This window comes from Deinococcus ficus, assembly GCF_003444775.1.
Taxonomy (GTDB): Bacteria; Deinococcota; Deinococci; order Deinococcales; family Deinococcaceae; genus Deinococcus; species Deinococcus ficus.
This window is the reverse complement of record NZ_CP021083.1, coordinates 351265-377020: the sequence shown is the minus strand read 5'-3', so window position 1 is coordinate 377020 and position 25756 is coordinate 351265. Positions and strand designations below refer to the sequence as shown.

Sequence of the window (25756 nt, the reverse complement as noted above, 5' to 3'; positions counted from 1 at the left end):
TTCAGCCTCCCAGGGCCGCGGCGTGCGGCGTGCGGGAGCGTCGGGACGCGCGGTACTGGGCGTACAGGCCCAGGCCCACCAGCAGTTCCGTGCACAGCACGGCCAGCGCCATGCCCAGCGGCCCCAGGGGCGGCACGAGCAGCAGGATCAGCGCGGCGTTCACGAGCGCCCCGCCGGCCACCGTGAGGTTGAACGCCCGGTCCAGGCCCAGCGGCACCAGCCAGAACAGGCCCAGCACCATGTTCACGCCGATCACCACCGGCAGCGCCGCCAGGACGCGCAGCACCGCCACCGACGCCTCGAAGCCCGGGCCGAGCAACACGCCCACCAGCAGCGGCGCGGCCAGGACGGTGCCCACGCTCAGCAGCAGGCCCGCGCCGCCCATCACGGCCAGCCCGCCGGGCAGCTGCTGGCGCAGGGCCGCGCGGCCCTCGCCGGCCGCCCGGGCGAAGCGCGGGTACAGCGCGCGGTGCAGCGGGGTCAGGAGCCCCTGGGCGGCCCGCGCGATGCGCTCCGCGCCCGCGTAATACCCGACGAGCTGCGCGGGCACGAACAGGCCCAGCAGGAAGGCACTGGCCGTGCTGTAAAACGCGGCCGACCCGCGGAACACGAACATGCTCCAGCCCAGGCGCAGGGTGTGCCGCGTGCCGCGCCAGGTGGGGCGGCAAAAGGGCGTGTCCCGGTGCGCGAGCCACAGCGCGTAGGCGTTCGACACGAGCGCCGCGCCCGCCCCCAGGGCCGGCACCAGCCACGCGTCGGCGGGGCGGCGGACCAGCAGGAGAATGCCGGCCGTGACCGCCACCTTCGCCGCGACGTCCAGCCCCGCCACCTGCGTGACGCGCTCGAGCCCCTGGAAGTACCACATCAGGCTCAGGGCCTGCGCCGCGCCCCAGGCGACCGCGGCCCACAGCAGGAGTGGGTCGCCCAGCGCCGGGACGATCTGCCCGGCGACCAGGGTCACGACCACACCCACGGCCATCAGGGCCAGCCGGGCGCCCAGCACCCCGGCGAGCAGTTCGGCGCGGCGCTGCGGGTGGTCGCGGTCCCGGGCGACCTCGCGCGTGCCGGACAGGTCGAAGCCGTAATCCACGAGCAGGCCCACCAGGCCGCCGAAGGCCTGCGCGATCGCCAGGGCGCCCCAGGCGTGCGGGCCGAGGGTGCGGGCCAGGAACGGCACGGTGATCAGCGGCAGCACGAACGTGGCGATCTGCACGCCGTACAGCGCCGCGATGTTGCGCAGCAGCCCCGCCGCTGGGGCCGGGCCGGCTGCACTCATGCCTTCACCGGACGGGCCGGGCTGCTGTACCCGTACCCGTAGCCGTACCCGGTCGTGATCCGGCGCGGGTTGATCTTGTTGAACGCCACGCCCAGCACGTTCGCGTTGGCGAGCTCCAGGGCGTCCTGCAGGCGCTGCACGCCCGACAGGTTGGCCTTCCCGGGTTCCAGGACGATCAGCACGCCGCCCACCATGGACGCCATCTCCAGCGGGTCGGAGATCGCCAGGGCGGGCGGGGCGTCCACCAGCACCACGTCGTACCGCGGCGTCCAGGTGTGCAGCGCGGCGCGGAAGGCCTCGGTGGGCAGGCGGGTGGCGCCCTCGTGCGCGGCCGTGACCACCAGATGCAGGTGCTCGCTCAGGCGCCGGGCCTGCGCCGCTTCCGGGTTGCGCAGCGCGGCCTGCAGGTCGCGGGCCTCCTCACCGGGGAACGGCGCGGCCATCGGCAGGTTCACCCAGGTGGCCGTCTCGGCGGCCAGGCCCCACAGGGCGCGCTGGGTCGGGTGTCGCACGTCCGCCTCGATCAGCAGGGTGCGCAGCCCGGAGGCCGCAAAGCTGCCGGCCAGCGCGGCGACCAGGGTGGATTTGCCGTCACCGGGCAGCAGGGACGTGACCATCAGGGTCCGGGCGTCCTGCCCGCGGTCCTGGGCTTCCTGCCCCAGGCGCCCGCGCAGGTTGCTGGCGAGGAACGCCACGCTGTCGGCGCCCTGGCCCTTGTGCAGCATCGCCAGCACCGACTGGCCCTTCTTCGCGGTGCGGAAACGGGGAATCTCGCCCAGGAGACGCAGTTGCATGCCGTGCAGGTCCAGGTCGGAGGACACCACACGCGACAGCGAGGACCGCACCAGCACCAGCACCGAGGACGCCAGCAGCGCGAACAGGCCCGCCAGGACCGCGTTGCGCCCCGCGCGCGGGGAGACCGGCTTCAGGGGCGTGACCGCCTGCGCGACGAGCGACAGCGAGCCCACCACGGCGCGTTCCAGGGCGCGCAGGTTGTTCAGGTCGTTGGTGCGCACCGCCTGCTGGTTCAGCAGGGTGGCCTGCTCGCGGGTGGGTTGCGCACCCACCGGGCCGAGCAGCGCCAGGCGACGTTCGGTGTCCCGCAGCTGCACCTCCAGTGCCTGCCGGGCGGACGTGACCTTCACCAGGCCGCGCCGGGTGTCCCAGGCGATGATGGCCTCCGTGGCGAGGTTGGCGAGCTGCGCGGCCACGCCGGGATCGGTGTGCCGGGCACTGATGGTGTAGATGCCGTTGCCGTACAGGTCCACCTCGCCGTTCACGCGCAGGGTGCTGGACCGCCCGGCGGCGGCCTCGCCGAGCAGCTTGCGCTGCAGCGCCACGCGAATGGCAGGGTCAAGGCCTTGCAGGCCGTCCAGGCCGGTGTTGATGGCCCGCAGGACGTCCAAGTTCAGCAGCGCGCCTTTCAGCGCGCCGGACGGCAGGGGCGGGGCGCTCACCAGGGTCTGGTTCACGGTCTGGTTCCCGGTCTGGCTGCCGGTGGAGACGATCATGGTGCTCGCCTGAAAGATCGGCGTCTGACGTTTGAAGTACGCGTAGGCGCCGGCGCCCAGCGCCAGGGCGCACAGCAGGATGGCCCACGCGGACTGCCGGAGCGCCTGCAGGCTGCGGGTCAGGTCGATCATGTCGGTCGAGGTGCGGTCATGCATGAGGCGGGCCTCCGGGCAGGGCGCGGGAAGGGTCGGCGGAGGCCCGGAAGGCGTGGGCCTGCGGGGGCGGGAGAACGTCCGGCGCCGGGCCAGGGAGGACCGGACGGAGCGCGGGCTCGGTAACGGCGTGCGGCTGCTCCACGCGCACGCTGCGCGCGGCGACCAGCCCGCAGGCCACCCAGGTCCAGGCCATGGTGCCGGGCACCACGGTGGCGTGCGCGTCCCAGATCCCGGAAAGCCACACGGCACCCAGCCCGGCCAGCAGTGAGGCGCCCAGCGGGTCCTGCCGGGGCGCCGCGGCGAGCGTCAGGACGAGCAGCAGGGCGTACAGGCCCAGGCCCGGCCAGCCGAGTTCGATGGCGAGCTGGTAGTAGTCGTTGTGGGCGTAGTTCACGAAGTTGAAGGCCAGGTCGCTGCCGCCCTCGGCCCGTTCCGGCCGGAAGCGGGTGATGAAGGCCACGAAGTGCCCCGGGCCGACGCCGGTCAGCGGCGCGGCGTGCGCGGCGCGGGCGTCCATCGCCCAGAGCTTCCCACGCTCGGTGAGGAAGGCGTCCACGCTCTTGGTCTGAATGCCGCCCATCAGGCTGTCCAGGGTCTGCCGGCCCGGCGCGGTCGCCAGCAGCCAGCCTCCGGCGAGCACGCCGAGCAGCAGGAGCGCCGCGGCCCCCTGTCCCAGGCGCCGGTGCCGGCGCCAGACGGCGAGCACGGTGGCGGTGGCAGCCGCGAGCAGGGCGGTGGGCAGGCTGGAGGAGTTGGTGTACAGCAGCGACCCCAGCAGGATCAGACCGGCGATCAGCCCGGCCACCCGGGGGAGCCAGCCGCGCGCCTCGAACAGCGCCCAGACGCACACCGGCAGGGCCAGGGTCACGAAACCCACGTAATGGCTCGGGTGGTAGTAAAAGCCGCTGAGCGTGTCCGGATCCACCTGCAGGGTGAAGCCGCCCGCGACGTGCTGCACGGCCACGTAGGCCGCCATCGTCACGGCGACCAGCAGCAGCCACCCGCCGAACAGCCCGCGGCGGCCCGCCGGCACGAGCAGGCCCCGCGCGGCGAGCGCCGCGAGGAACACGCTGCCCAGCAGCAGGCCCTGAGGCAGCGCCACCGCGCGGGAGCTCGCCTGCCATACGCTCAGGGCCGTCCAGGCCAGCAGGGCCAGCAGGGTCAGCACCCACAGGGACCGCCAGGGGCGGCGCTCCCCGGACAGGACGGCGCTGGCCAGGTACAGGCCGCCGGTCAGGAGCCCCAGCACGGTCAGGCCGGCCCGGCCGCCCGCGAAGGTGCTGCCCTGCGCGAGCGGCCCCCAGGCCACGAAGGCGCAGAGGGCCAGCAGCGCCGCGCGTTCCAGCGCCCGCGCGATCTTGGCCTCCCCGTTCAGGAGTGAGGCGGTGGTCATGGGGCCTCCCGGGCGGGCGCGAGCCGCTGCTCGGCGGCCTGCGAGTACTCGTTCGGTTTGATGTGGGCGGCCGAGCGGTACAGCGCCAGGGCCGCGGCCGGCCGGCCGAGTTTCTCCAGGGCGGCGGCGCGGTCCACCAGCAGACCCGGGTTGCGCGGATCGTTCACGAGCGCACGCTGGTACGCCCGGTCTGCCTGCGCGTACTGCCCGCCCAGCGCCAGCGTGCGCGCCAGTTCGGCGGGGGGCGTGGCGCTCAGCGGATGCAGCGTGGCCGCCCGCTCGTAGGCCTGCAGCGCCGAGCGGAGCAACTCCGGGCTCTGCCGGAAAAACCACGCCGCGCGGTAGGTCTGCCCAAGTTCCGTCCACAGGTCCGGGGAGTCGGGGCTGAGGTGCAGCGCCGATTCCAGGGTGCTCCAGGCGCGGTCGTACTCGCCTTCCTGGCGCAGGCGCTCGGCCTGATCACGGGCGCGGCTGACCAGGTAGGCGCTCACGGCCTGGCCGCACAGCGCGGCCGTCGCGGCCAGGATCAGGAACGAGGTGATCAGGGCGAGCGGCCGGCGCGTCATGAATCAGTTGCGGGGCGTGAGCGGAGTGACGGCGTGCTTGCTGGCCTCGAGCAGCGCGTTGCTGCCCGGGGGGTTGTTCAGCAGGCTGGTCAGCAGGTCGCCCTGGAGGTTGTAGCCCAGTTCCTCCAGCAGGGCCAGGGCCAGGTCCGGCGTGAGGGCCTTGCCGCCCACCGTGTTCACGCAGCGGAATTCCAGGAACACCTGGGCCTGCACGGCCCGGTTGGTGGGCTGCGCCTGCAGCCGCGTCAGGGTGGGGTCGGTCAGGCAGTAGCTGCGGGCGTTGAAGGACCGGGCGACCTGGGTGGTGGCGGTGGTGCGGGTGAAGACGATGCCGGTCATCGGCACGTTGCCGGCCCGCGCGAGGCGGTTCACGAAGCTGTGCGCCAGACCGGTGAGCGGGGCGGCGCTGGCGGTCGTCGCGGCGGCGAGCATGAGGGAAAGGAGAAGGTGGCGTGGGGACATATCGGCCTCCTGTAAAGCGCACTGCTGAGGATGCTGGAGAAAGCGGCGAACGGCGGGCGGCGAACACGGTTGACTTGATGAGGTACCGCTCATGATGGAAGCGCAGGGCACTGAGAAGCGGTCGCTCAAGGGCCGATCCGACCGCCTTTTTTCGCAGCGTCAATGAGTAACTTCTGCTCACCAGGACGGCCGGGACCCCGGCGGCCGGGAGTGTGGCAGCAGGCCCGGCCTTTAGATTTCGTCAGGAATTCCCGCATGGTCTCGTGTACGGTGCAGGCAACAATTTGAAGCGGATGACGAAAGCATGAGCTAGGGCTGTACGCCGCACGGCGTTCGGTTGCTCATCGCCACCCTGCCCACCACCACACACTGTGCCCGGGTCAGCCATCAGCGAAGCGCCGCCAGGAGGCGCCTCCCACACCCCCAGCGCACACCGGAGGGACCGCCGATGAAGAAGTCCATCTCCAACCGCGACGTCGAACGCATCGCCCAGCACGCCCGCCTGGAACCCTGCCAGGTCCGCCAGGCCCTCGCCCTGCGGGGCGAGGTGCCCGCCGAGATCGTCGAGCAGGTCATGGCCAGCGCCCGGGCGCTGCGCTACACCATCAGCGCCCGCGACCGGGTCGCGATGGCCGCCAACACCTCGGTCGCGACCGTGAACCGCGCCTACCGGCCCGACGCCCGGCACCTCGTGCGGCCCGACCTGCTCCGCCACATCGAGGAGGAAGCCGCCCGGCTGGGGTACACGCCCGACCTCGTCGCCCAGGCCCGCCGCAACCAGGGCAGTCCCATCGTGGCGCTGTGCGTGGAGATGAGCCACCTGTTCAACCCGTACCACGCCCAGATGCTCTTTCACCTGATGCGCGCCGTGCTGGACCGCGGCCTGCACCCGGTCATCACGCCCGTCACCGACCCCGGCAGCCTGCCGGACCTCGCGCAGTCCGGCGTGACCAGCAGCATGGTGCTGTGGGAAGGCCCGCACACCGGCCAGCACGTGCGGCTGCTCGCCGCGACGGGCCGCCGGGCCGTCATGATCGGCCGGGACGAGGCGCTGCCCAGCGTCGCGCCGGACTGGAGCACGGCCTCGGCCACCCTCACGCGGCGCGCGCTGGAGGCCGGGTACGACGTCCTGCACCTGGGGTACTTCAGCCGCGACCGCTGGCTGACGGGCGCCCGCCTGGAGGGCGTGGCCCGGGCCCTGCACGCGCACGACGGACCCTGGCCGGAACTGCGGCTGTGGACCGACCCGGGGCTGAATCGCGCGGACGCCGCGGCCCGACTGCGCCAGCGCGACCAGCATCACGCCGCCGACCTGCTGGAGCACCTGAACGCCACGCCGGGCGCCCTGGAACCCCGGTCCGCCCTGCCGGCCAGCGCCATTCCCACGGAGCTGATGACGGAACTCAACACGCGAATCGGCGAGCGGGGCCAGCGCGTGGCCCTGCTCGGGATGAGCGACATCACGGCCCGGCAGCTGCTGCGCCTGCTGAGCACCGAGCAGCCCGACTGGCAGCTGGGTGCCCAGGTGGGCCTGGTCGGGTACGACAACATCGAGCCGCTGCTGGGCTACCTCGACCCGGTGCTCACGACCGTCGCGTACGACATGGAGGTCCTCGCGCAGTGCGTGGCCGACCGCGCGGCCGCCGGGGACCGCCACGGGGACCTGCCCCCGTTCGCGACCGTTCCGACGCAGGTCATCGACCGTCACTCCCTGTAACCCTGAAACGGCGCCCCCGAAACCCAGGGTCACGGTCTGGGGGCGCTGCCCTGCAGGTTCAGTACGCGCCGGAGCCCAGCACAACCACGCGAACGGTGCGGAAGAGAATCACCAGGTCCAGCCACAGCGACCAGTTGCGGACGTAGTACGGGTCCCAGCGTTCCATGCCGGCATTCCCGGCCGAGGACCGGCCAGACACCTGCCACAGCCCCGTCATGCCGGGCTGCACCTGCACCCGCACCTGCCGCGTCCGGGCCAGCAGCTGCGACTCGTGGTAGGCGGGCAGCGGGCGCGGCCCGACGAGGCTCATCTCGCCCCGCAGGACATTCACGAGCTGCGGGAGTTCATCCAGGCTGGTCTTGCGCAGCAGCCCGCCCAGGCGGGTGATGCGCGGGTCCACGCGCAGCTTGAAGTGCGTCTCCCATTCCTCCCGCAGGGCGGGGTTCTGTGCGAGGTGCCGCTGAAGGACCAATTCAGCGTCCGGGACCATGGTGCGGAACTTCCAGGTGAAGAAGTGCCGGCCGCCCTCCCCCACCCGTTCCTGCACGAACAGCGGGCTGGTGCGGGTTTCGAGCCACAGGCCCGCGGCGATCAGCAGGCACAGCGGCACCCAGAACACGGCGGTCACGAGGGTGGTGGTCAGGTCAAAGGCGCGTTTGAGCACCCGGGCGGTGGGGTCCAGCAGGTTGCGGGTGAGTTCCAGGCCCAGAATGCCGCCCATGTCCACGGACATCGCCCACAGCGAGGGCATGTCCGACATGGCGGAGATGACGACCACCTTCCGGTAGGAGCGCAGGGTGCCTTCCAGCAGTTGCGTGAACGCGTCGCGTTCGAGTTGCGGCAGGGCCACGATCGCGACCGGCGCAGCCGGTTCGCCGGGCTTGATCTCGTTCAGGTTGCCGAGGACCGGCACGCCCAGCAGGCGCCCGTGGGCGGCATTGTCAAAGATGCCGACCGGCAGGTACCCCAGGCCGGGCGTGGCCTGCAGCGCCGCGATGACGCCCTCATGCGCGCCGTACACGACGGTGGGCACGCCCCACAGCCCGGCGCGCATCAGCAGGTGCCGGGTCACGTAGCGGGTCAACAGCACCGCTGGAAAGGCGATCAGGGCGCCCAGGCCCAGCACCAGGCGGCTGAAGTCCCCGGCCTGCCCGACCAGCACGATGGACAGCACCGTCACCAGGAATACCAGGGCGACCAGTCCGGTGACGCGCCGCACCTCCTCCACCACGCCCAGTCCCCAGCTGGGCAGCAGCTTGTTCAGGTACGCGCCGAGCAGCCAGGTGGCGGCCAGCAGACCGCTCCAGGACGGCAACGAGAGTTCCCCGAACAGCCAGGTGCGCAGCTGCCCGGCCAGGTACAGGGCGCCTTCCAGGGCGATCAGGTCGCCCGCGAGCAGCACGGCGCCGTTCATGAGCCGCCGCTTGAAGTACAGCAGGGCCATGGACTGCGCGGAGTGCGGAACGGCGCGGAGGGTGTGAACGGTGAGCACGGGAGGGCCTCCTCAGGAACACGGAACGGGTGGAGAGCTGGAAGGACGGGGCGCGAGTCGCTCCGGGGTCAGTCGCCCGGCGTGGCGGCGCTCTGACCGGCGTCTGCAGCGCCCCTCATCCAGGCCGGACCGGACGTGGGGACAGGCTGCTGTTCGGCGCGCAGGGCGCGGAAGTACGCGATGGTGCGGGTCAGGCCGTCGGTCAGGCTGACCTGCGGAGACCAGCCGAGCAGGGTGCGGGCGAGCGTGATGTCCGGCTGGCGCTGGCGGGGGTCGTCGGCGGCCAGCGGCACGAACCGGATGGGCAGGGTGGGGTCGATGGCGTCGCGCACGATCTGCGCGAAGCGCAGCACGGTGATGGCGTCGGTGGTGCCCAGGTTCACCGGATGTGGGTGGGGGCCGGGGAGCGCCATGAGCGCCGCGATGCCGGCCACGAGGTCCGAGACGTACTGGAAGCTGCGGGTCTGCTGGCCGTCGCCCTGCACGGTCAGCGCCTCGCCGGCCAGCGCCTGGTTGATGAAGTTCGTGACGACCCGGCCGTCGTCGGGTCGCATGTGCGGGCCGTACGTGTTGAAGATCCGGATGATCCGCGTGTCCAGGCCGTGCTCGCGGTGGTACGCGCAGGTGATCGCCTCGGCGTAGCGTTTCGCCTCGTCGTAGCAGCTTCTCACTCCGTTGGGGTTGACGTGGCCCCAGTAGGCTTCGGGTTGCGGGTGCACCTGCGGGTCGCCGTACACCTCCGAGGTCGAGGCGAGCAGGAAGCGCGCGCCGCTGCGCCGGGCGAGGTCCAGGGCGTGCTGGGTGCCCTGCGCGCCGACCATCAGGGTCTCGATGGCGTGCTGCTGGTAGTGGGGCGGGCTGGCCGGGGACGCGAAGTGCAGCACCCAGTTCAGCGGCCCGGTGTCGGTGGGCAGGCCCATGCTGACGTCGGCCTCCACGAAGCTGAAGCCCGGGTGGGCCAGCAGGTGCCGGGTGTGGCGCGGCTGCCCGCTGAGGTAGTTGTCCACCCCGATGACCTCGTGGCCATGCGCCAGGAAGTGTTCCGCGAGGTGGCTGCCGATAAATCCGGCGCTTCCGGTGAGCAGCAGCTTCATGCGCCGACCTGCACGCCGGGCTGCGGCGCGGCCGGCTGGTGCTCGGCCGGGAGGAAGCTGGGGCGGGGATGGTCGCGGCCGATCTGTTCCAGCACGGCCGGCACCTGCAGCGGCAGGGTGAGGATGTTGCGGGCGTCCACGATCACCCGGGTCCGCATGGTGCACACCGCCTCACTCCAGTTCAGGGTGCGGAATTCGCTCCATTCGGTGGCGATGATCACGGCGTCCGCGCCGTGCAGCGCCGCCTGGGCGGAGGCGGCCTCGACGTAGGTCAGGTGCTGCCATTCGCGCCGGGCGCGGGGCATGGCGACCGGGTCGTACGCGACGACGCTGGCGCCGAGTTGCGAGAGCCGCGTGATGAAGTCGTGTGCGGGCGCGTCGCGCAGGTCGTCGGTGTTGGGTTTGAAGGCCATGCCCAGCACCGCCACGCGCTTGCCTTTCAGCAGCCGCAGGTGCTTTTGCAGCTTCTCGATCACGAGGTGCCGCTGGCGGTCGTTCACGCTGATCGCCGCGCGCAGGATCGGCATGCTGTACCCGTAGTCCTGGCCGGTGCTGATCAGGGCGCTGGTGTCCTTGCCGAAGCAGCTGCCGCCCCAGCCGGCGCCCGCCGCGAGGAAGGGCGTGCCGATGCGGTGGTCCAGGCCGATGCCGGCCGTGACTTCCTGAATGTCCGCCCCGACGCACTCGCACAGGCCCGCGATCTCGTTCGCGAAGCTGATCTTGAGGGCAAGGAAGGCGTTCGCGGCGTACTTGATCATCTCGGCGCTGGTCAGGGTGGTTTCCACCACGGCCGGCTGCATGTACCCGCGCGGACGGGGAATATGGGGGGGCGCCTCGAAGGTCTGCTCGATCAGCGGGGCGTACAGCTCCCGCAGGCGGCCGGTGGCCCAGGCGCTGCCGCCCAGCACGATCCGGTCCGGGTACAGGCTGTCGCCGAGCGCGGTGCCTTCCCGCAGGAATTCCGGGTTGCTCACGACCTCGTAGCGGCTGCCTGCGTGCCGGGCGGCGTGTTCTTCCAGGATGCGCAGCACCCAGTCGCCGGTGCCGATGGGCACGGTGCTTTTGTTCACGATGATCTGCGGTTTGCCGTCCAGGTTCTCCGCAACGCTGCGCACGGCGCTTTCCAGGTAGCTGAGGTTCGGGTGGCCGTCGGGCAGGGGCGGCGTGCCCACGCAGATGAAGATCACGTCGGCGTGCGGGATGGCGTCGGCGTAACTGGTCGTCCAGTGCAGGTTCGCGCTGGCGCTGCTCAGCAGCTCCTCCAGGCCGGGCTCGTAGATGGGCAGCGCGCCGGAGCGCAGGCCGTCGATCTTCGCCTGGTCGCTGTCCAGGCCGGTGACCTGGTAACCCAGGTAGGCGAGCATGATGGCGGTGCCCAGGCCCACGTATCCAGTGCCGACAATGGTGATGTTCATCTGTCCTCCGTCAGTGCGTCGCGTGCATGCCCGTCCGGGTCGGTGAGGGGGAGACGTTGGGATGGGCGGGCGGGGCCGACTCGCGTTCCCGGGGCAGTTCAGGTGGAGCCGGAACCTCAGGGCATGAATGCCTGTTCAGCTGAGCCCTGCGGTGCGCTCAGACTAGGAGCCTGCCTTTCATGAACAACGGCCAGTCACGTCCTGGGCGGCCGTTGCTCATCCCCTGCAACGGGTTTGCACCCGCAGAGTCCGCCAGTGCGGCCAGGACGGCAGGCCGGCCCCAGGGCCTGAGCGACCGGTAATCAGGGGCTGCCCACCCGTCGCTCAGCGGCGCGGGCGCCGTTCCACACGGACAATAGGCGCAGGTGGCCAAGTAATGCCCCACCGGCCCTGCCCGCCCATGCCCCGCCACGACACGCGCCGCCCCCCGGCGGCCCGCCGTTCCAGAGGAGCCTCCATGCAGCAGTCGTCCCCACCAGCAGGTTCAGTCCGAGCGGGCGCCGGGGCGCCCAGACGCGGTCCCCGGGGGCCGCTCCAGTGACGGTCACGCGCAGCGGCCGGCCCCTGAGGGTCATGGCGGTGCTGCCCTCCCTGTGGCCGGGCGGCGCGGAAATGCAGCTGGTGCACCTGCTGCTGGGCCTGCCCCGCGACGAGTACGAGTGTGAACTGGTCACGCTGCTGAGCGTGCCGGACGGCAACGCCCTCAGCGCCCGGCTGGAGGCGGGCGGTGTGCCCTGGACGGACCTGGGCATCGCCCCGGCACTGGACCGGCCGATGGGGGCCGGGCACGCCGCCCGCAACCTGCTGATCGCCCGGCGCCGCCTCGCGCGGCGCATCGAGGTTTTTCAGCCGGACGTGGTGTACTCGCGCCTGTGGTACGCGGGCGTGGCGGTGGGCAGCCTGAACCGCCGCACCCTGGGGTTCCGGCACGTCGCGAACGAGGAACTCACCCTGGACGCCCAGATCGACCGGGGCCGCGTGAAGCGCTGGCTGCGAGGCTGGGTGATCCGGCAGGCGGACCGCTGGGTGGTCCCGACCGAGGGCCTGCGCGTTCAGTTCGTGCGGGCCGGCGCCCCGGCCGATCAGGGCCAGGTGATTCACAACGCCACGCCGCTGCCCCCCCTCCGGAAAGAGGCGTCCGGGATGGCCGGGGCCGGCCCGCTGAGGGTCGCGGCGATGGGCCGGCTGGTGCCGGACAAGGGCTTTGACCGCCTGCTGGACGTGGCCGCCGAGTTGCGGCGCCGCGGCGTGCCGGTGCTGGTCGAGGTGGCCGGGGAAGGGCCGGAACGGGCCGCCCTGGAGGACCGCGCCCGGGCCCTGGGCGTGGCGGACACGGTGAGGTTCATCGGGTACGTGCCGGATCCCCTGGCCTTCTTGCAGGCGCACGACGTGTTCGTCCTGACCTCCCGCGCCGAGGGGTTCGCGAACGTGCTGGTCGAGGCGATGGCCTGCGGCCTGCCGGCCGTGAGCTTCGACATCGACTTCGGCCCGCGGGAACTGGTCGTGCACGGCGAGACGGGGTACCTCGTCCCGGACGGCGAGGCGGGCGGCATGGCCGCGCGCCTGCACGCCCTGGCCGCCGACCCGGCCCTGCGCGCCCGCCTGGGCCGCGCCGGCCGGGAGCGCGCGGCCACGCAGTTTTCGATTGACCGGATGACGGCGCGGTTCGCGGCGCTGTTCCGGGACGTGACGCGGCCCCCTGCCCGGGCCGGAGGGGAACACCATGTGTGGAATTCTTGGCACCGTTCACGACCGTGAGATCGAGCGTTCGCCCCTGGACCTGCGGGCCCTGCAGCACCGCGGCCCGGACGCCCAGGGCAGCCAGGTGCGGGGCAGCGCGGTGCTGGGCCACACGCGGCTGAGCATCATCGACCTGAGCGGCGGCGCGCAGCCCATGAGCGACGTGAACGGCCTGGCGACCATCGTATTCAACGGGGAGATCTACAACCACGCCGCCCTGCGCCGCGAACTGGAAGCCGCCGGGCAGCGCTTCGCGACGCACAGCGACACCGAGGTGATCCTCGGCGCGTACCTGGCGTGGGGCGAGGCCGGCTTCGCGCGGCTGCGCGGCATGTACGCCTTCGCGCTGCACGACCGCCGGGACGGACGCACGGTGCTGGCCCGCGACCCGTTCGGCATCAAGCCGCTGTACTGGATGCACACACCCCGCGCGCTGCACTTCGCGTCCGAGATGGGCGCCCTGCTGGATCTGGCGGGCTCGCGCCCGGCCCTGGATCTGACGTCCGTGATGGAGACCCTCACGCACCGCTACGCCTACGGGGAGTACACCCTGTACGAGGGCGTGCGGCGCCTGGCACCCGGCACCGCCCTGGTGATCGCCGACCGGCTGGACATGGTGCGCCCGGTGCGGTTTGCCAGCGTGGCCGACGAAGTCGAACGGCACCGCCTGGCGGGCCTGGGCGCCCCGGCGCCCACGTCCGCGGAGGTGGAGGAACGGGTGCTGGACAGCGTCTCGCATCACACCATCGCGGACGTGCCGCTGGGCTGCTTCCTGAGCGGCGGCCTGGATTCCAGCGTGGTGGCGCAGTGCCTGTCACGGGAAGGCGGCGGGCCGCTGCGGGCGTACTCGGTGGGGTTCCAGGGCGCGCAGTCCGAGGTGAGCGAACTGCCGCACGCGCGGGCAGTCGCGGCGGCCATCGGGGCGGACCTGCGGGAGATCGAGTTGCGGCCCGCGGACTTCGCGGACCTCGCGCCGGTGCTGTCCGGCAGCCTGAACGGACCCTTCGCGGACCCGGCCGACATCGCCATGCTGAAACTGTCCCTGGCGGCCGCCGAGGACGTGAAGGTCGTGCTGTCCGGCGAGGGCGGCGACGAGGCGTTCGCCGGCTACCCCAAGTACGCCGTGGACCGCCACGCCGGCCTGCTGGGCCCGGCCATGGGCACCGTGCGGGGCCTGCTGGGCCGCCGCAGCCGCCTGGGCATCGCCGCGAACGCCCTGGCCGAACGGGACCGGGCGGTGCGCTGGATGCGCTGGTTCGAGAACGACGCCGCGCCCGCCGGACTGGTCGGGGCGCTGCGGCAGGGGGGCGCGCAGCCGGGCCGCGCGTGCGCCTGGGTGGAGGACCGCCTGGCACAGTACCCGGCCGGCTGGAGCGACCTGCAGCGCATGCAGGTGCTGGACCTGGAATCCTGGCTGCCGAACAACCTGCTGAGCCGCGGGGATTACACGACCATGCAGGCGTCCATCGAGCAGCGCGTGCCGATGCTCGACCTGGCCCTCACGCCCTGGGCGGTGGCCCTGCCGGACCGCGTGAAGCTCCGCGGGCTGCGCGGGAAGATGCCGGTGCGCCGGGCCTTTGCGCCGCATCTGCCCAAGCAGGTGCTGGACCGCCCGAAGAGCGGGTTCCGACTGCCGCTCGGGGAGTGGCTGCGCGGCGACCCGGGCCTGCGGGACATGGCGCACGATCACCTGCTCGCGCCGGGCGCGGCGCTGCGGCAGTGGATGACCACCGCCGAAGTGCAGGACCTGCTGTCCCCCGAGGCGCTGTCAAGCACCGGCGGCGCGAAACTGGCGTGGACGGCGCTGTGCCTGGAACTGTGGCTGGGCGCGGCGCGCCCGCAGCGGGTGCTCGCGTGAGGGCGTCCGCCCCCGGGCCGGGCCGGCGCGTGCTGTGGGTCGCGACCGGCGCCCGGGGCGGCATTCACGGGTATGGCCGGGCGCTGGAGACCACCGGCCTCTTCGCGGACTGGGGTGTGGAGCGGCTGGTCACGCATGACGACGGCAGCCGGCGGCGGCGCGCGGCGCTGTTCGCCCGGGCTGCCGGGACGCTGGTGTGGCGGTGCCTGACGGCCCGCCCGGCCCTGGTGCACCTGCACTCGGCGGCGTACGGCAGCTTCGTGCGCAAGGGCCTGCTGCTGTGGGCGGCGCGCGGCGTGTTCCGGGTGCCGGCCGTGCTGCACCTGCACGCCGGGGAATTCGAGGACTTCTACCGCCGCTGCCCGGCCCCGGCGCAGTCGCTGGTGCGGGCCACGCTGCGGCGCGCGGACCGGGTGGTGACGCTCTCCCCCGCCCTGGGCGCGGCCGTGCAGCGCATCGCGCCGGGCGCCCGGGTGACCGTGGCCGAAAACGGCGTGCGGTTGGCACCCGAACCCCGCGTTCTGGCCGGGCCCGCGCCGCGGGTGCTGTTCGTAGGCGTGCTGATCGAGCGCAAGGACCCGCTGGCGCTGCTGCGCGCCTGGGCCGCCTGCCTGCGCCCGCCCGGCGCGACCCTGCGGTTCGCCGGCGACGGCCCCCTGCGCGCGGAGATGGAAGCCCTGATCCACGCCGAGGGCCTGCAGGGCAGCGTGGAGCTGCTCGGGTGGCTGGACCCGCAGGACGTCGCGGCGCAGCTGGACCGCGCGGACGTGCTAGTGCTGCCCTCGCACTTCGAGGGGCAGCCGCTGGCGCTGCTCGAAGGCATGGCACGCGGGCTGGCGCTGGTGTCCACCTGGGTGGGCGGCATCCCGGACCTGATCGAGGACGGCGTCAGCGGCCGGCTGGTGCCGCCGGGGGACACGCCGGCCCTCACGGCGGCGCTGGACGAGGTCCTGAACGACCCGGATGCCCGGCAGCGCCTGGGACAGGCCGCGTACGCCCGGGCGCAGGCGCGCTACGACATCCGGCGCACCGCAGAGCGCCTGCACGACCTGTACCGGCAGCTGAGCGGGCCGCCGGCCCTCACCCCGGGCGGCACCGCCGCAGGAGGAGCCCATGACTAGATTCAGAATCTCACAGCGGGCGCAGCGCCGAGGCAAACGCGTGCTGATCATCGTGGAGAACCTGCCGGTACCGGTGGACCGCCGGGTGTGGATGGAAGCCACCACGCTGCGCGACGCCGGTTACTACGTGTCGGTGATCTGCCCGATGGGCCGCGGCCACGACCAGGCCTTCGAGATGCTGGACGGCATCGCCATCTACCGGCACCCGCTGCCGCCGGACGGTGAGGGCACCCTGACCTTCGTGAAGGAGTACGCCCTGGCCCTCTGGCACGAGACGCGGCTGGCGTGGCGGGTGCGGCGCGAGCGGGGCTTCGACGTGATTCACGTGTGCAACCCGCCGGACCTGCTGTTCCTGGTGGCCGCGCCGTTCCGGGCGCTGTTCGGCACGCCGATGATCTTCGACCATCACGACGCCACCCTGGAGATGTACGAGGCGAAGTTCGGCCGGCGCGACCTGCCCTACCGGGTGCTGAAGGTCGCCGAGCGCCTCACCTACTCGGCGGCGGACGTAGTCATCGCCACCAACGAGTCGCTGCGGGGCTTCGCGCTGGGCCGGGGGCGAAAGCGCCCGGAGGACGTGTTCGTGGTGCGCAGCGGCCCGCGCCTGGACCGCTTCGTGCCCCGGCCCGGCGGGGAGCGGTACCGGGCCGGGTTCCGGCACGTGGTCGGGTACGTGGGCGTGCTCGGCTCGCAGGACGGCCTGGACGTGCTGCTGCGCGTCGCCCGGTGCCTGCTGGACCGCGGGCGGGACGACGTCCGCTTCATGATCATCGGGGGCGGGCCGTCCCTGGAACCGCTGCGGGCCCTGGCCCGTGAACTGAACCTGGAAGGCCACGTGGAATTCACGGGCATGATCACCGACCAGGCGGAACTCATGGAGCGGCTCACCGCCTGCGACGTGTGCGTCGCGCCGGACCCGAAAACGTCGTACAGCGACGTGTGCACCATGAACAAGGTCCTGGAGTACATGGCGCTGGGCAAGGCGACCGTGCAGTTCGACCTGACCGAGGGCCGGCACTCGGCGGCCGACGCGGCCGTGTACGCCCGCCCGAACGACGAGGAGGACTTCGCGCAGAAACTGCTGGAGCTGCTGGCCGACCCGCAGCGGTGCGAGATGATGGGCCGGATCGGGCAGGCCCGCATGCGGGACGCGCTGGCCTGGGAGCACCAGGCGCCGCGGCTGCTGGCTGCCTACGCCCGCGCCCTGGGACGGCAGGCCGCCCGGCCGGCCGGCGGGACCCTGGCCCGCGGGGAGGCGTCGTGAGCGGCCAGGGCCTGGTGATGATGGGCGCCGGCCTGCTGCTGGGGGCGGGGCTGCTGCAACGCAGTCAGGTGCCGGCGGCGCCCGCCCGGACGACCGCCCCGTCCTCGGTGGCCCCGGCGGCCCCGCCCGCGGCCCGCAGCGAGGTCCTCGCGTTGGCGCAGGCCCCGTCGAAGAAAGGCAGCCTGAACGTGAAGTCGGTCGGCGCCAGGGGCGACGGCGTGACCGACGACGCCCCCGCCCTGAACCGCGCGGCGGCCCAGGCGGCCGGGCGGGACCTGGTGTTCCCGGCGGGCACGTACCTGATCCGCAGCCCGGTGGTGTTCAGCAACTTCTCGAACCAGACGGTGTCCGGCGAGGGCGGCGCCACCATCCGCGCCGCGCCGAACTACGCCCGCGGGAAGACCGAGGGCATGCTGCACTTCGACCGGCCGGTGAACCTCACGGTGCGGGGCCTGAAGATCGTCGGGCACCGCGTACCGGTCGCCAGTGCGTACGCCAGCGTGATCGACGGCGTGCGCGTGGTGCGGGGGAAGAACGTCACGTTAAGCGGCCTGCAGGTGTTCGACGCGCCCACCAACGGCATCGCCGTGACCGACACCGACACCGTGACCCTGCAGGGCAACCGCATGGAGAACGCCGGCGGCGCGGGCGGCTGGTCGCAGCGGACCGTGCACCAGCGCTGGCTGGACAACACCGTGGTGGGCGGCGGTGATCCGCGCGTCCGGCCGTCGGGTCTGGGGTTCTTCGCGACCATCGGCGACGACTTCCTCGCGGAGGGGAACGTGGTGAAGAACGTCGCGAACACCGCCACGAAGACCGAGGGTGTGGATCACGTCGTCTACCGGAACAACACCGTGGACGTGTTCGGCAAGGACGGCATCAAGATCATGCCGTACGACGGGCACGACACCAGCGTGGAGGGCGCCCTGGTCGAGGGGAACACCATCCGCGCGCGGCGCGACTGGGCGTCGGACGGGTCGGCGTACATCCTGCTGCACTCGGTGCAGGGCGGCCAGGTCCGCCGCAACCGCATCGTCGGCACCGGGGGGCAGCCGGAGGTGTACTCGGAAGACGCCATCAAGGTGAACACCTGGCGCACCGGGCCGCCGTCGCGGGACATCGTGCTGGAGGACAACGAGGTGAGCGACACGCGCCGCGGCATCCGCATCGAGGCGGACAACGTGGTCATGCGGCGCAATCAGATCACGGGCCGGCAGCCCTGGGCGCGGACCGCCGTGATCGTCGGCGCCAACGGCGTCGTGATCTCCGACAACCGCATCGACGGGCCGGCCATCGGCGTGCTGCTGGACCGCGGGTACGGCCGCACCCGCATCGAGAACAACCGCTTCGATCACGTGGACACCGCCGTGTACGCCGACAACGACAACCCGGCGGTGACCGTGGACCACAACCAGTTCGGCGCCGAGGTCCGCAAGGCGGTGTCGGGCCGGGTGGCCGGGGACTGCAATTTCTTCAACACCGCCGAGTGCCGCGCGGGAGGAGGGCAGTGATGGAGGTGACCGGCGCGCGCCGGACCGCTCCGCGCAGCGTGCCGCTGTACCCGGCGCCGCAGCACCCGGCGCCGCTGCGGCTGGTGGGGCTGGACCTGGAGTACATCGCGGACTACCGCCGGGACTTCTCCCGCAACAGTGCGCTGTACCGCGCCCTGGACGAGCACGTCCAGGTGGTGGGCCGCATGTCGCCCACCCTGTCGCCGGGGCAGAAGTTCCTGAACCGCCTGGGGCAGATTCACCCGAACCTGTCCCGCTGGCGGCGCAACGCGGGGTTCAACCCGCAGCTGTTCCAGAAGCGGACCGTGGTGGCCGGCGAGTACCTGGCCGCGCGGCGCGGGGAGTACGACGTGGTCCTGCAGACCTACCTGCAGTTCGCGCCGGCGCCGGGCACCGGCGGCGCGCCGTACGGCGTGTACCTGGACGCCACCTTCGACATGTCCCGCCGGCACTACCCGGGGGATCATCCGCTGCCACGCGCGGCCATGGACCGCTGGATGACCCTGGAACGCGAGACGTACCACCGCGCGGCGCGGCTGTTTCCGTGGAGCGACTTCACGGCCCGGTCGCTGATCGAGGAGTACGGCTGCGATCCGTCGCGGGTGGTGCGCGTGGGTGCGGGCACCAACCTGATGGCGCCCAGCCTGGACGGCAAACGATACGAGGAACCGGTGGCATTGTTTGTCGGCATGGACTTTGACCGCAAGGGAGGGCAGGACGTCCTGCGGGCGTTTCAGGACGTTCGGGCGCGGCTGCCGGACGCGCAGCTGTGGATCGTGGGGCCCCGCCTGCCGAAGGCGCCGCCGCAGCCGGGCGTGCACTGGCTGGGCCGGATCGCGGACCGCGAGAAGCTGGCCGAGCTGTACAGCCGGGCGCGGGTGTTCGTGATGCCGTCCTTCGAGCCGTGGGGGCACGTGTTCTGCGAGGCGATGGGGCACGGCCTGCCCTGCATCGCCCTGAACCGCGGCCCGGCCGCGGAGATCGTGCAGGACCGCCAGACGGGCCTGCTGGTGGAGCAGGGCGACCGCGAGCAGCTGGGCGAGGCGCTGCACTGCCTGCTGAACGACGCCGCGCTGGCCGAGCGGCTGGGCCGGGCCGCGTACCGGCGGGTGCAGGAGCAGTACACCTGGGCGCACGTCGTTCAGCGGCTGCTGCCGCACCTCACGGCCATGGCGCGCGGCGAATGACCCGGTCCGGTTTTCAGCCGGGCCGGGGGCCGCTGCTGTCCTGCACGCCCAGGCGCACTTCCATGCCGGGCAGGTACAGCCGGATGTAGCGCAGCAGCGTGCCGATCAGCAGGATCACGCCGGCCATCTCCAGCGCTTCCTCGCAGGCGATCAGGATTTCCATCCAGAAACTGTCGCGGCCCATGTGAGTCTGCACGTACCCTTCCACGAGTTCCAGGCCGAAGGCGCCGGTGACGTACAGGGCGCCGCTGAGGATCATGGCGTTGCGGATGCCGGGCGGCAGGTGCCGCAGGAAGCGCAGGCAGACGACCAGGACGGTCAGGGCCAGCAGGCCGTACGGCACCACCCAGGCATAGTGGAAGATGCCGTCCAGCCGGATGAGTTTCTGTACGGGCTCGATCAGTTTCTCGTGCAGGCTGGCGCCCTCGTCCACGCCCAGGTACGCGGCCAGCAGGGCCAGGCCGGTCCAGGTGCGCGCGAACGGATCGTGCACGTTGCGTTTGACAACGGCGATCATGCCGAGGATGGCGGCGGTGAGCAGCAGGTTCAGGGTGGAGAACAGCGCCGGGAGGTTCGTCTCGCCGTTCAGGTACGTCAGTGACCACACCATTTCCCGCGCGAAGAAATCCGGCAGGAAGCGCACGCTGTAGATGCTCCAGAAGCCCACGACGACCAGCACGGCGGCCGTGACGGCAAGCACCCGGACGAGCCGGCGTTCGTTGAAGGCCACCCGCACGTGCTGGCCGGCAGTCACCTGGTGGGGCGGCAGGGGAGCCCGCTTGACGAGGCCGCCCGTGAGGTAGGTGTTTTTCATGGTCGTTCTCCCTGGGGGACAGCGGGCGGGGCGGGCGTACGGCGGGCGGTCAGGGCTGGGGCACGGGCGCCGGGCTGAACAGGGCGTCCTGCCGGGCGCGCAGCTGATCGGCCACGCGGCCCTCGGGCAGGGTCACGTCCGCGTAGGTGAGGACCGCGTCCTTGGGCACGTCGCGCCTCAGCCGCGCGCCGGCGGCGAGGCCCATCGGCAGCAGGCGCTGAGCGGCGGTCACGTCGGCGTTCTCGCACTGGCCGTAGGTCATGTACCCGCCGAGGGCGTCGATGGTCTCCCCGGCCTTCAGGTCGCGTTTGGCGGTGGTGACGACCTCCACGACCGGCCCGGCCAGGGGTTGCAGCGCGGCGTCCCCGAACAGGACCACGCGCGCGGCGGTCAGGGGCACCTCGAAGTGGCACAGGTGGTAGGGCGTGTAGAAGCTGTACAGCGGGCCCTCGCCGAGCTTGTACAGGTTCAGGTAATGCCGCTGTTTCGGGTCGTCGTGCGTGGCGTACACGAACACGCCGGGGCCGGGTTTGGCGCCGACCACGTAATCCACCACGCCGCCCAGGGCGCGCAGTTCGTCGGCGTCGTACAGGGCCTTCAGGTCGTCCACGTGCCCGGGGAAGTCCAGGCCGCGCATGCCGCGCTGCGCGACGCGCAGGCCGGTGCCGTTGGCGACGATGGCCTGCTCGAAGGAGATTTTCGTGCCGTCCGCGAAACTGGTGACCATGTACGGGTTCTGCCCCCAGCGTTCGGCGAAGGCCTGCTGGGTGGTGGGCGTGCGGTAGGGGTCCTGCAGGCCCTTGATGTTCCCGCACAGCACCGGGGTCAGGCCCAGGCTCTTCACGAAGCGGTAGAGGTTCATCTGCACGCCGGGCTGGTCGCCGTCCGCGGCGGTCAGGATCACGCCGGCCTCGTCGGCCATGCGCTTGAGGATGGGGCCGACGGTGGCGTCCAGCTCGGCGTTCATGGTGACCACGTGCCGGCCGTGCCGGATGGCTTCCACGGTCACCAGGGCGCCGAACTCCACGTCGCCGGTCACGTCGATCAGGCAGTCGAGGTTGGCAGCGCGGCACAGCAGCAGGGCGTCCTCGGTGATGGCGGGCTGCCCGGCGCGCAGGGCGTCTTCCAGGGCGCCTTGGGTGCTTACCTCGCGCACGCTCTCCACGCCGGCTTCCGTGTAGGCGCGCCGGGCGTTCCCGAGGGTGCGGTTGGCGACCGCGGCCAGCCGCATGCCGGGCACGGAGTTGATGATCTGGTTGGCGACGCCACGGCCCATGAAACCGGCGCCGATCATGCCGACGCGGATGGGCTGGCCGGCGGCCTCGCGTGCCTGCAGGGCCCGGTCCACGATGATCATCCGGCCACCGCCTCGCGCGCCGTGACCGCCTGCGGGTCCAGCAGGGGCCACGCGGCGTCCTTCCCGGAGATCACCGTGACCGGCAGGGGCCACTGGATGCCCAGCACCGGGTCGTCGTGGCGCAGGCCGCGCTCGTAGCCGGGCGTGTAGAACTCGCCCACCTGGTAGGTCACCTCGGCGCCGTCCGTCAGGGCCTGGTAGCCGTGCGCGAACAGTTCCGGGACGTACAGGGCGCGGCGGTTGTCCTCGCTGAGTTCCACGGCGACGTGCTGCAGGTAGGTGGCGGATTCCGGGCGCAGGTCCACGATCACGTCCAGGATGGCGCCGCGGGTGCAGCGCACCAGTTTCGTCTCGGCGGCCGGGGCGAGCTGGTAGTGCATGCCGCGCAGCGTGCCGGCCTTGTGGTTGAAGCTGAGGTTGCCCTGCGCAACGTCCACTTTCAGGCCGTGCTCGGCGAATTCCCGCTGGCAGAACGTCCGGGCGAAGAAGCCGCGCTCGTCCTCGCGGAGGTCCACATCGATGATGAAGGCCCCTTGGAGGGGCGTTTCGGTGAAGATCATGCCAGGGTCTCCTCGCGCCGGGTGGGGGCGGGCGTGGCGGGCGCCGGGTGGGCGAAGGGGTCGGTCCAGAAGAAGTCCTGGTCGATCTGCCCGGTGGCGAGCAGGTACTCGAGCTGCTTGAGGCGGGTGAAGCCGCGGGACTCGAAGTCGCTGCGGGTCAGGTCGATGCGGGCGAACAGGGCGGCGAGTTGCGCGGCGCCGCGCTCGGCGTTCCATTCGCAGCGGAAGCCGGGCAGCCGGGTGTTGATCTTGGTGAAGTCCACGCGGTAGCTGCGGTTGTCGCTGCCGTTCTCGCCGAAACTGAGCTGGCAGCCGGGGAAGGCGGCGGCGATGATCTCGGCAATTTCCCGCACGCGGTAGTTCTGGGCGGTGTCGCCGACGTTGAAGACCTGGTCGTGCACGGCGTCGATGGGCGCGGCCAGCACGCACTGGATGGCGCGGGCGATGTCGTTGGCGTGCACCAGGGGCCGCCAGGGCGTGCCGTCGGAGGTCATCCTGATCTCGCCGGTGGTCCAGGCCAGCCCGGCGAGGTTGTTCAGCACGATGTCAAAGCGCATACGCGGCGAGGCGCCGAAGGCGGTGGCGTTGCGCAGGTACGTGGGCGAGAAGGTGTCGTCCGCCAGGTCGCGCAGGTCGCGTTCCACGAGGGTCTTGCACTCGGCGTACGCGGTCTGCGGGTTCACCGGGGAGTCCTCGGTGACGTCGCCGTCGGTGGCGACGCCGTACACGCTGCACGAGGACATGTACACGAAGCGCCGCACGCCGGCCGCCTTCGCCAGCCGCGCCAGGCGCATGGACCCGTGGTGGTTGATGTCGTACGTGATGTTCGGCAGCAGCTGCCCGAGGGGATCGTTGGACAGTTCCGCCATGTGCACCACAGCCTCCACGCCTTCCAGGTCGGCGGCGCTGATGTGCCGGATGTCCTTGAACTGCGTGGGCGCGGTCAGGGGGGTTCCGTGGTACAGCCAGCCGCTGCGGTAGTACCCGGTGTCCACGGCCGTGACCTGCACGCCCGCGCGCAGCAGGTGGGGGGTCACGATGGACCCGAGGTAACCTTCCGTGCCGGTGATCAGGACGTTCATGCGTGCACTCCTTGCGGTCCCTGGTCGTGCCGGGGCTGGGGGCGGGGCGGGGGGGCCTGCACGGCCACGCTGCGCCGGGCGGCCAGGGGCGGCACGCGCCCGGCGATGACCCGGCCGATCTCCAGGCTGGAGGTCGCCGCAGGCGAGGGAGCGTTGCACACGTGGAGGGCGTTCGGCCCGTCCACGAGCAGGAAGTCGTCCACCAGCTGCCCACGCTGCGTGAGGGCCTGGGCGCGCACGCCGGCGGCGCAGGGCACGATGTCGTCAGCGCTGACCTCAGGGATCAGGCGTTGCAGGCTCTGCACGAACCGGGCCTTGGACCAGGAGCGGGCCATTTCCATGGCGCCTTCCCGCAGGTGCTGGCGGGCCAGGGCGCGGAAGCCCGGGTTGGCGAGCACCTCCGCGAGGTCGCGGACGTTCAGGTCGGTCTTGCGGTACCCCTCGCGCCCGAAGGCCAGCACGGCGTTCGGGCCGGCGTGCACGGACCCGTCGATCATGCGGGTAAAGTGCACGCCCAGGAACGGGAAGTCCGGGTTCGGGACCGGGTAGATCAGGCCGCGCACGAGGTGCCGGCGTTCGGGGCGCAGTTCGTAGTACTCGCCGCGGAACGGCACGATGCTGCCGCCCGGGTCGGTGCCGGCCAGGCGGGCCACGCGGTCACTGTGCAGGCCGGCGCAGTTCACCACGACCCGCGCGGCGTGATCGCCGGCGCTGGTGCCGATGTCGTAGCCGTCGCGGGTGGGCGTGAGGCGGGTGACGCGGGTGTCGAAGTGCACCTGGGTGCCGTGGGAGCGGGCGAGTTCCACGAGCACCTGGCTGACGTGCCGGTAGTTCACGATGCCGGTGGACGCCACGCGGATGCCGGCCAGGGCCTGCACGTGCGGCTCGAACTCGCGGACCTGTTCCCCGGTGAGCCGGCGGACGTCCAGGCCGTTGTCCAGGCCGCGGCGGTACAGCGCCTCGAGCTGCGGGAGTTCGTGGGGTTCGGTGGCGACGATGACCTTGCCGCACTGCTCGTACTTCAGGCCGTAGTCGTCGCAGAAGCGCATCATGGACTGCACGCCGGCGGCGCACAGCTGCGCTTTCATGCTGCCGGGTTTGTAGTAGATGCCGGAGTGGATCACGCCGGAATTCCGGCCGGTCTGGTGCCGGGCGGGTCCGCTTTCCTTTTCCAGCAGCAAAATGGACGCGTGCGGGTGCTGCTGCGCCAGGGCGCGGGCGGTGGCGAGGCCCACGATGCCGCCGCCGATCACTGCGTAGTCGTGCCGCACGGGCTCACCACACCTTCCAGGGCGCCTGGTGGTCTTTCCACATGCCTTCCAGGACGTGTTTGTCGCGCAGGGTGTCCATCGGCTGCCAGAACCCGCCGTGCCGGTAGGCGCCGAGCTGGCCGTCACGGGCGAGGTTGCGCAGCGGCTCGGCTTCCCAGGTGGTGCTGTCCCCTTCGATGTAATCCAGCACGCCGGGTTCCAGCACGAAGAACCCGCCGTTGATCCAGGCGCCGTCTCCGTCGGGCTTCTCGTGGAAGCTGCGGACGGTGTAGCCCTCTTCCATGGCCACGGCCCCGAAGCGGCCGGGGGGCTGCACGACGGTCATGGTCGCGAGGCGGTCGTAGCGGCGGTGGAAGTCAATGGCGGCGCTGATGTCCACGTTGCCGACGCCGTCGCCGTAGGTCAGGCAGAAGGTGTCGTCGTCCAGGTACGGCCGGGCGCGTTTCAGGCGGCCGCCGGTCATGGTTTCCTCGCCGGTGTCCACCAGGGTCACGCACCAGGGTTCGGCGTGGGCGTGGTGGATGCGGGGCGTGTTGGTGCGCATGTCGAAGGTCACGTCGGACATGTGCAGGAAGTAGTTCGCGAAGTACTCCTTGATCATGTACTGCTTGTAGCCGCACAGCACGACGAAATCGGTGATGCCGTGCGCAGCGTAGATCTTCATGATGTGCCACAGGATGGGCCGGCCGCCGATCTCGATCATCGGTTTGGGCCGCACGGTGCTTTCCTCGCTGATCCGAGTGCCGTAACCGCCAGCAAATATCACTGCTTTCATGGAGCACCTCGCGGGACCTGCCTGAAAGAGGGGGAATGACCGGGGGAAGAGAGGATGCGGTGGGGACCAGGCCGGTGCGGCGGGGGGGCCCGCCGGCCGGCCGCGCGGCCGATGCGTGAGGGACGCATGAGCGG

At 71.8% G+C, this 25756-nt stretch carries 21 protein-coding genes; 7 read left to right on the top strand and 14 right to left on the bottom strand.

Annotated features, from left to right (window positions below; all coding sequences use genetic code 11):
- Position 1 precedes the first annotated feature (1 nt).
- From DFI_RS18125 to DFI_RS18105, 5 genes are read right to left on the bottom strand one after another with little or no spacing between them, the layout of a single operon-like run.
- The gene (locus DFI_RS18125; RefSeq protein WP_051307534.1) at positions 2-1276 is read right to left on the bottom strand and encodes an oligosaccharide flippase family protein; all 1275 of its coding nucleotides are present in this window, start codon (positions 1274-1276) and stop codon (positions 2-4) included.
- Positions 1273-2943, bottom strand: a complete 1671-nt coding sequence (locus tag DFI_RS18120) for a tyrosine-protein kinase domain-containing protein (protein WP_027462293.1) — start codon at positions 2941-2943, stop codon at positions 1273-1275. Before DFI_RS18120 ends, DFI_RS18125 begins: the two co-directional genes overlap by 4 nt.
- On the bottom strand, positions 2936-4336 hold the full coding sequence (locus DFI_RS18115) for an O-antigen ligase family protein (protein WP_027462292.1): 1401 nt from the start codon (positions 4334-4336) through the stop codon (positions 2936-2938). Before DFI_RS18115 ends, DFI_RS18120 begins: the two co-directional genes overlap by 8 nt.
- A complete protein-coding gene (locus DFI_RS18110; RefSeq protein WP_022802832.1) occupies positions 4333-4902 on the bottom strand; it encodes a tetratricopeptide repeat protein in 570 nt (189 codons plus the stop codon). The genes DFI_RS18115 and DFI_RS18110 overlap by 4 nt, the downstream gene beginning before the upstream one ends.
- 3 nt (positions 4903-4905) lie before the next feature.
- Positions 4906-5364 (bottom strand): hypothetical protein, encoded by a 459-nt coding sequence (locus tag DFI_RS18105; RefSeq protein WP_118376025.1) that lies wholly within the window; start codon positions 5362-5364, stop codon positions 4906-4908.
- Between the two features lie 448 nt (positions 5365-5812).
- On the opposite strand from DFI_RS18105, the gene DFI_RS18100 reads away from it, so the two are divergent.
- The gene (locus DFI_RS18100) at positions 5813-7081 is read left to right on the top strand and encodes a substrate-binding domain-containing protein (protein ID WP_027462290.1); all 1269 of its coding nucleotides are present in this window, start codon (positions 5813-5815) and stop codon (positions 7079-7081) included.
- Positions 7082-7139: 58 nt separating this feature from the next.
- Here the strand turns inward: DFI_RS18100 and DFI_RS18095 are convergent, their stop codons facing one another.
- The 3 genes from DFI_RS18095 to DFI_RS18085 all read right to left on the bottom strand — a co-directional run bounded on the left by DFI_RS18095 (position 7140) and on the right by DFI_RS18085 (position 11082).
- Entirely contained in the window at positions 7140-8573 is a 1434-nt protein-coding gene (locus DFI_RS18095) for an exopolysaccharide biosynthesis polyprenyl glycosylphosphotransferase (protein WP_027462289.1), read from the bottom strand.
- Positions 8574-8641: 68 nt separating this feature from the next.
- A complete protein-coding gene (locus tag DFI_RS18090; RefSeq protein ID WP_081425744.1) occupies positions 8642-9667 on the bottom strand; it encodes a UDP-glucuronic acid decarboxylase family protein in 1026 nt (341 codons plus the stop codon).
- Complete coding sequence (locus tag DFI_RS18085; RefSeq protein ID WP_051307533.1) at positions 9664-11082, bottom strand: UDP-glucose dehydrogenase family protein; 1419 nt, start codon at positions 11080-11082, stop codon at positions 9664-9666. The genes DFI_RS18090 and DFI_RS18085 overlap by 4 nt, the downstream gene beginning before the upstream one ends.
- 573 nt (positions 11083-11655) lie before the next feature.
- Here DFI_RS18085 and DFI_RS18080 point away from each other — a divergent pair.
- Genes DFI_RS18080 through DFI_RS18055 form a run of 6 tightly spaced genes read left to right on the top strand, consistent with a single transcriptional unit; the run spans position 11656 to position 19763 of the window.
- Entirely contained in the window at positions 11656-12840 is a 1185-nt protein-coding gene (locus tag DFI_RS18080) for a glycosyltransferase (RefSeq protein ID WP_051307532.1), read from the top strand.
- Positions 12806-14680 carry an asparagine synthase (glutamine-hydrolyzing) gene (gene asnB, locus DFI_RS18075; RefSeq protein ID WP_051307531.1) on the top strand — a complete coding sequence of 625 codons (1875 nt, stop codon included), beginning with the start codon at positions 12806-12808 and terminating at the stop codon, positions 14678-14680. Before DFI_RS18080 ends, asnB begins: the two co-directional genes overlap by 35 nt.
- A complete protein-coding gene (locus DFI_RS18070) occupies positions 14677-15801 on the top strand; it encodes a glycosyltransferase family 4 protein (RefSeq protein WP_162145402.1) in 1125 nt (374 codons plus the stop codon). Before asnB ends, DFI_RS18070 begins: the two co-directional genes overlap by 4 nt.
- The gene (locus DFI_RS18065) at positions 15794-17065 is read left to right on the top strand and encodes a glycosyltransferase family 4 protein (RefSeq protein ID WP_051307529.1); all 1272 of its coding nucleotides are present in this window, start codon (positions 15794-15796) and stop codon (positions 17063-17065) included. The genes DFI_RS18070 and DFI_RS18065 overlap by 8 nt, the downstream gene beginning before the upstream one ends.
- On the top strand, positions 17062-18576 hold the full coding sequence (locus DFI_RS18060; RefSeq protein WP_027462287.1) for a right-handed parallel beta-helix repeat-containing protein: 1515 nt from the start codon (positions 17062-17064) through the stop codon (positions 18574-18576). The genes DFI_RS18065 and DFI_RS18060 overlap by 4 nt, the downstream gene beginning before the upstream one ends.
- Positions 18576-19763 (top strand): glycosyltransferase family 4 protein, encoded by a 1188-nt coding sequence (locus DFI_RS18055; protein ID WP_051307528.1) that lies wholly within the window; start codon positions 18576-18578, stop codon positions 19761-19763. The genes DFI_RS18060 and DFI_RS18055 overlap by 1 nt, the downstream gene beginning before the upstream one ends.
- Positions 19764-19776: 13 nt before the next feature.
- Here the strand turns inward: DFI_RS18055 and DFI_RS18050 are convergent, their stop codons facing one another.
- Genes DFI_RS18050 through rfbF form a run of 6 tightly spaced genes read right to left on the bottom strand, consistent with a single transcriptional unit; the run spans position 19777 to position 25622 of the window.
- Positions 19777-20577, bottom strand: a complete 801-nt coding sequence (locus tag DFI_RS18050) for a hypothetical protein (RefSeq protein ID WP_051307527.1) — start codon at positions 20575-20577, stop codon at positions 19777-19779.
- Between the two features lie 49 nt (positions 20578-20626).
- The gene (locus DFI_RS18045) at positions 20627-21934 is read right to left on the bottom strand and encodes an NAD(P)H-dependent oxidoreductase (protein WP_027462286.1); all 1308 of its coding nucleotides are present in this window, start codon (positions 21932-21934) and stop codon (positions 20627-20629) included.
- Positions 21931-22494 carry a dTDP-4-dehydrorhamnose 3,5-epimerase gene (gene rfbC, locus DFI_RS18040; protein WP_027462285.1) on the bottom strand — a complete coding sequence of 188 codons (564 nt, stop codon included), beginning with the start codon at positions 22492-22494 and terminating at the stop codon, positions 21931-21933. The genes DFI_RS18045 and rfbC overlap by 4 nt, the downstream gene beginning before the upstream one ends.
- Positions 22491-23576 (bottom strand): NAD-dependent epimerase/dehydratase family protein, encoded by a 1086-nt coding sequence (locus DFI_RS18035; RefSeq protein ID WP_051307526.1) that lies wholly within the window; start codon positions 23574-23576, stop codon positions 22491-22493. Before DFI_RS18035 ends, rfbC begins: the two co-directional genes overlap by 4 nt.
- A complete protein-coding gene (lhgO, locus tag DFI_RS18030) occupies positions 23573-24847 on the bottom strand; it encodes an L-2-hydroxyglutarate oxidase (protein WP_051307525.1) in 1275 nt (424 codons plus the stop codon). The genes DFI_RS18035 and lhgO overlap by 4 nt, the downstream gene beginning before the upstream one ends.
- 4 nt (positions 24848-24851) lie before the next feature.
- Positions 24852-25622 carry a glucose-1-phosphate cytidylyltransferase gene (rfbF, locus tag DFI_RS18025; RefSeq protein WP_027462284.1) on the bottom strand — a complete coding sequence of 257 codons (771 nt, stop codon included), beginning with the start codon at positions 25620-25622 and terminating at the stop codon, positions 24852-24854.
- Between the last annotated feature and the right edge of the window lie 134 nt (positions 25623-25756).

Excerpts from the sequence above, each read along its gene's own strand:
- DFI_RS18125 (WP_051307534.1), bottom strand. The coding sequence starts at position 1,276 with ATGAGTGCAGCCGGCCCGGCCCCAGCGGCGGGGCTGCTGCGCAACATC.
- DFI_RS18120 (WP_027462293.1), bottom strand. The coding sequence starts at position 2,943 with ATGCATGACCGCACCTCGACCGACATGATCGACCTGACCCGCAGCCTG.
- DFI_RS18115 (WP_027462292.1), bottom strand. The coding sequence starts at position 4,336 with ATGACCACCGCCTCACTCCTGAACGGGGAGGCCAAGATCGCGCGGGCG.
- DFI_RS18110 (WP_022802832.1), bottom strand. The coding sequence starts at position 4,902 with ATGACGCGCCGGCCGCTCGCCCTGATCACCTCGTTCCTGATCCTGGCC.
- DFI_RS18105 (WP_118376025.1), bottom strand. The coding sequence starts at position 5,364 with ATGTCCCCACGCCACCTTCTCCTTTCCCTCATGCTCGCCGCCGCGACG.
- DFI_RS18100 (WP_027462290.1), top strand. The coding sequence starts at position 5,813 with ATGAAGAAGTCCATCTCCAACCGCGACGTCGAACGCATCGCCCAGCAC.
- DFI_RS18090 (WP_081425744.1), bottom strand. The coding sequence starts at position 9,667 with ATGAAGCTGCTGCTCACCGGAAGCGCCGGATTTATCGGCAGCCACCTC.
- DFI_RS18085 (WP_051307533.1), bottom strand. The coding sequence starts at position 11,082 with ATGAACATCACCATTGTCGGCACTGGATACGTGGGCCTGGGCACCGCC.
- DFI_RS18080 (WP_051307532.1), top strand. The coding sequence starts at position 11,656 with ATGGCGGTGCTGCCCTCCCTGTGGCCGGGCGGCGCGGAAATGCAGCTG.
- asnB (WP_051307531.1), top strand. The coding sequence starts at position 12,806 with ATGTGTGGAATTCTTGGCACCGTTCACGACCGTGAGATCGAGCGTTCG.
- DFI_RS18065 (WP_051307529.1), top strand. The coding sequence starts at position 15,794 with ATGACTAGATTCAGAATCTCACAGCGGGCGCAGCGCCGAGGCAAACGC.
- DFI_RS18055 (WP_051307528.1), top strand. The coding sequence starts at position 18,576 with ATGGAGGTGACCGGCGCGCGCCGGACCGCTCCGCGCAGCGTGCCGCTG.
- DFI_RS18050 (WP_051307527.1), bottom strand. The coding sequence starts at position 20,577 with ATGAAAAACACCTACCTCACGGGCGGCCTCGTCAAGCGGGCTCCCCTG.
- DFI_RS18045 (WP_027462286.1), bottom strand. The coding sequence starts at position 21,934 with ATGATCATCGTGGACCGGGCCCTGCAGGCACGCGAGGCCGCCGGCCAG.
- rfbC (WP_027462285.1), bottom strand. The coding sequence starts at position 22,494 with ATGATCTTCACCGAAACGCCCCTCCAAGGGGCCTTCATCATCGATGTG.
- DFI_RS18035 (WP_051307526.1), bottom strand. The coding sequence starts at position 23,576 with ATGAACGTCCTGATCACCGGCACGGAAGGTTACCTCGGGTCCATCGTG.
- rfbF (WP_027462284.1), bottom strand. The coding sequence starts at position 25,622 with ATGAAAGCAGTGATATTTGCTGGCGGTTACGGCACTCGGATCAGCGAG.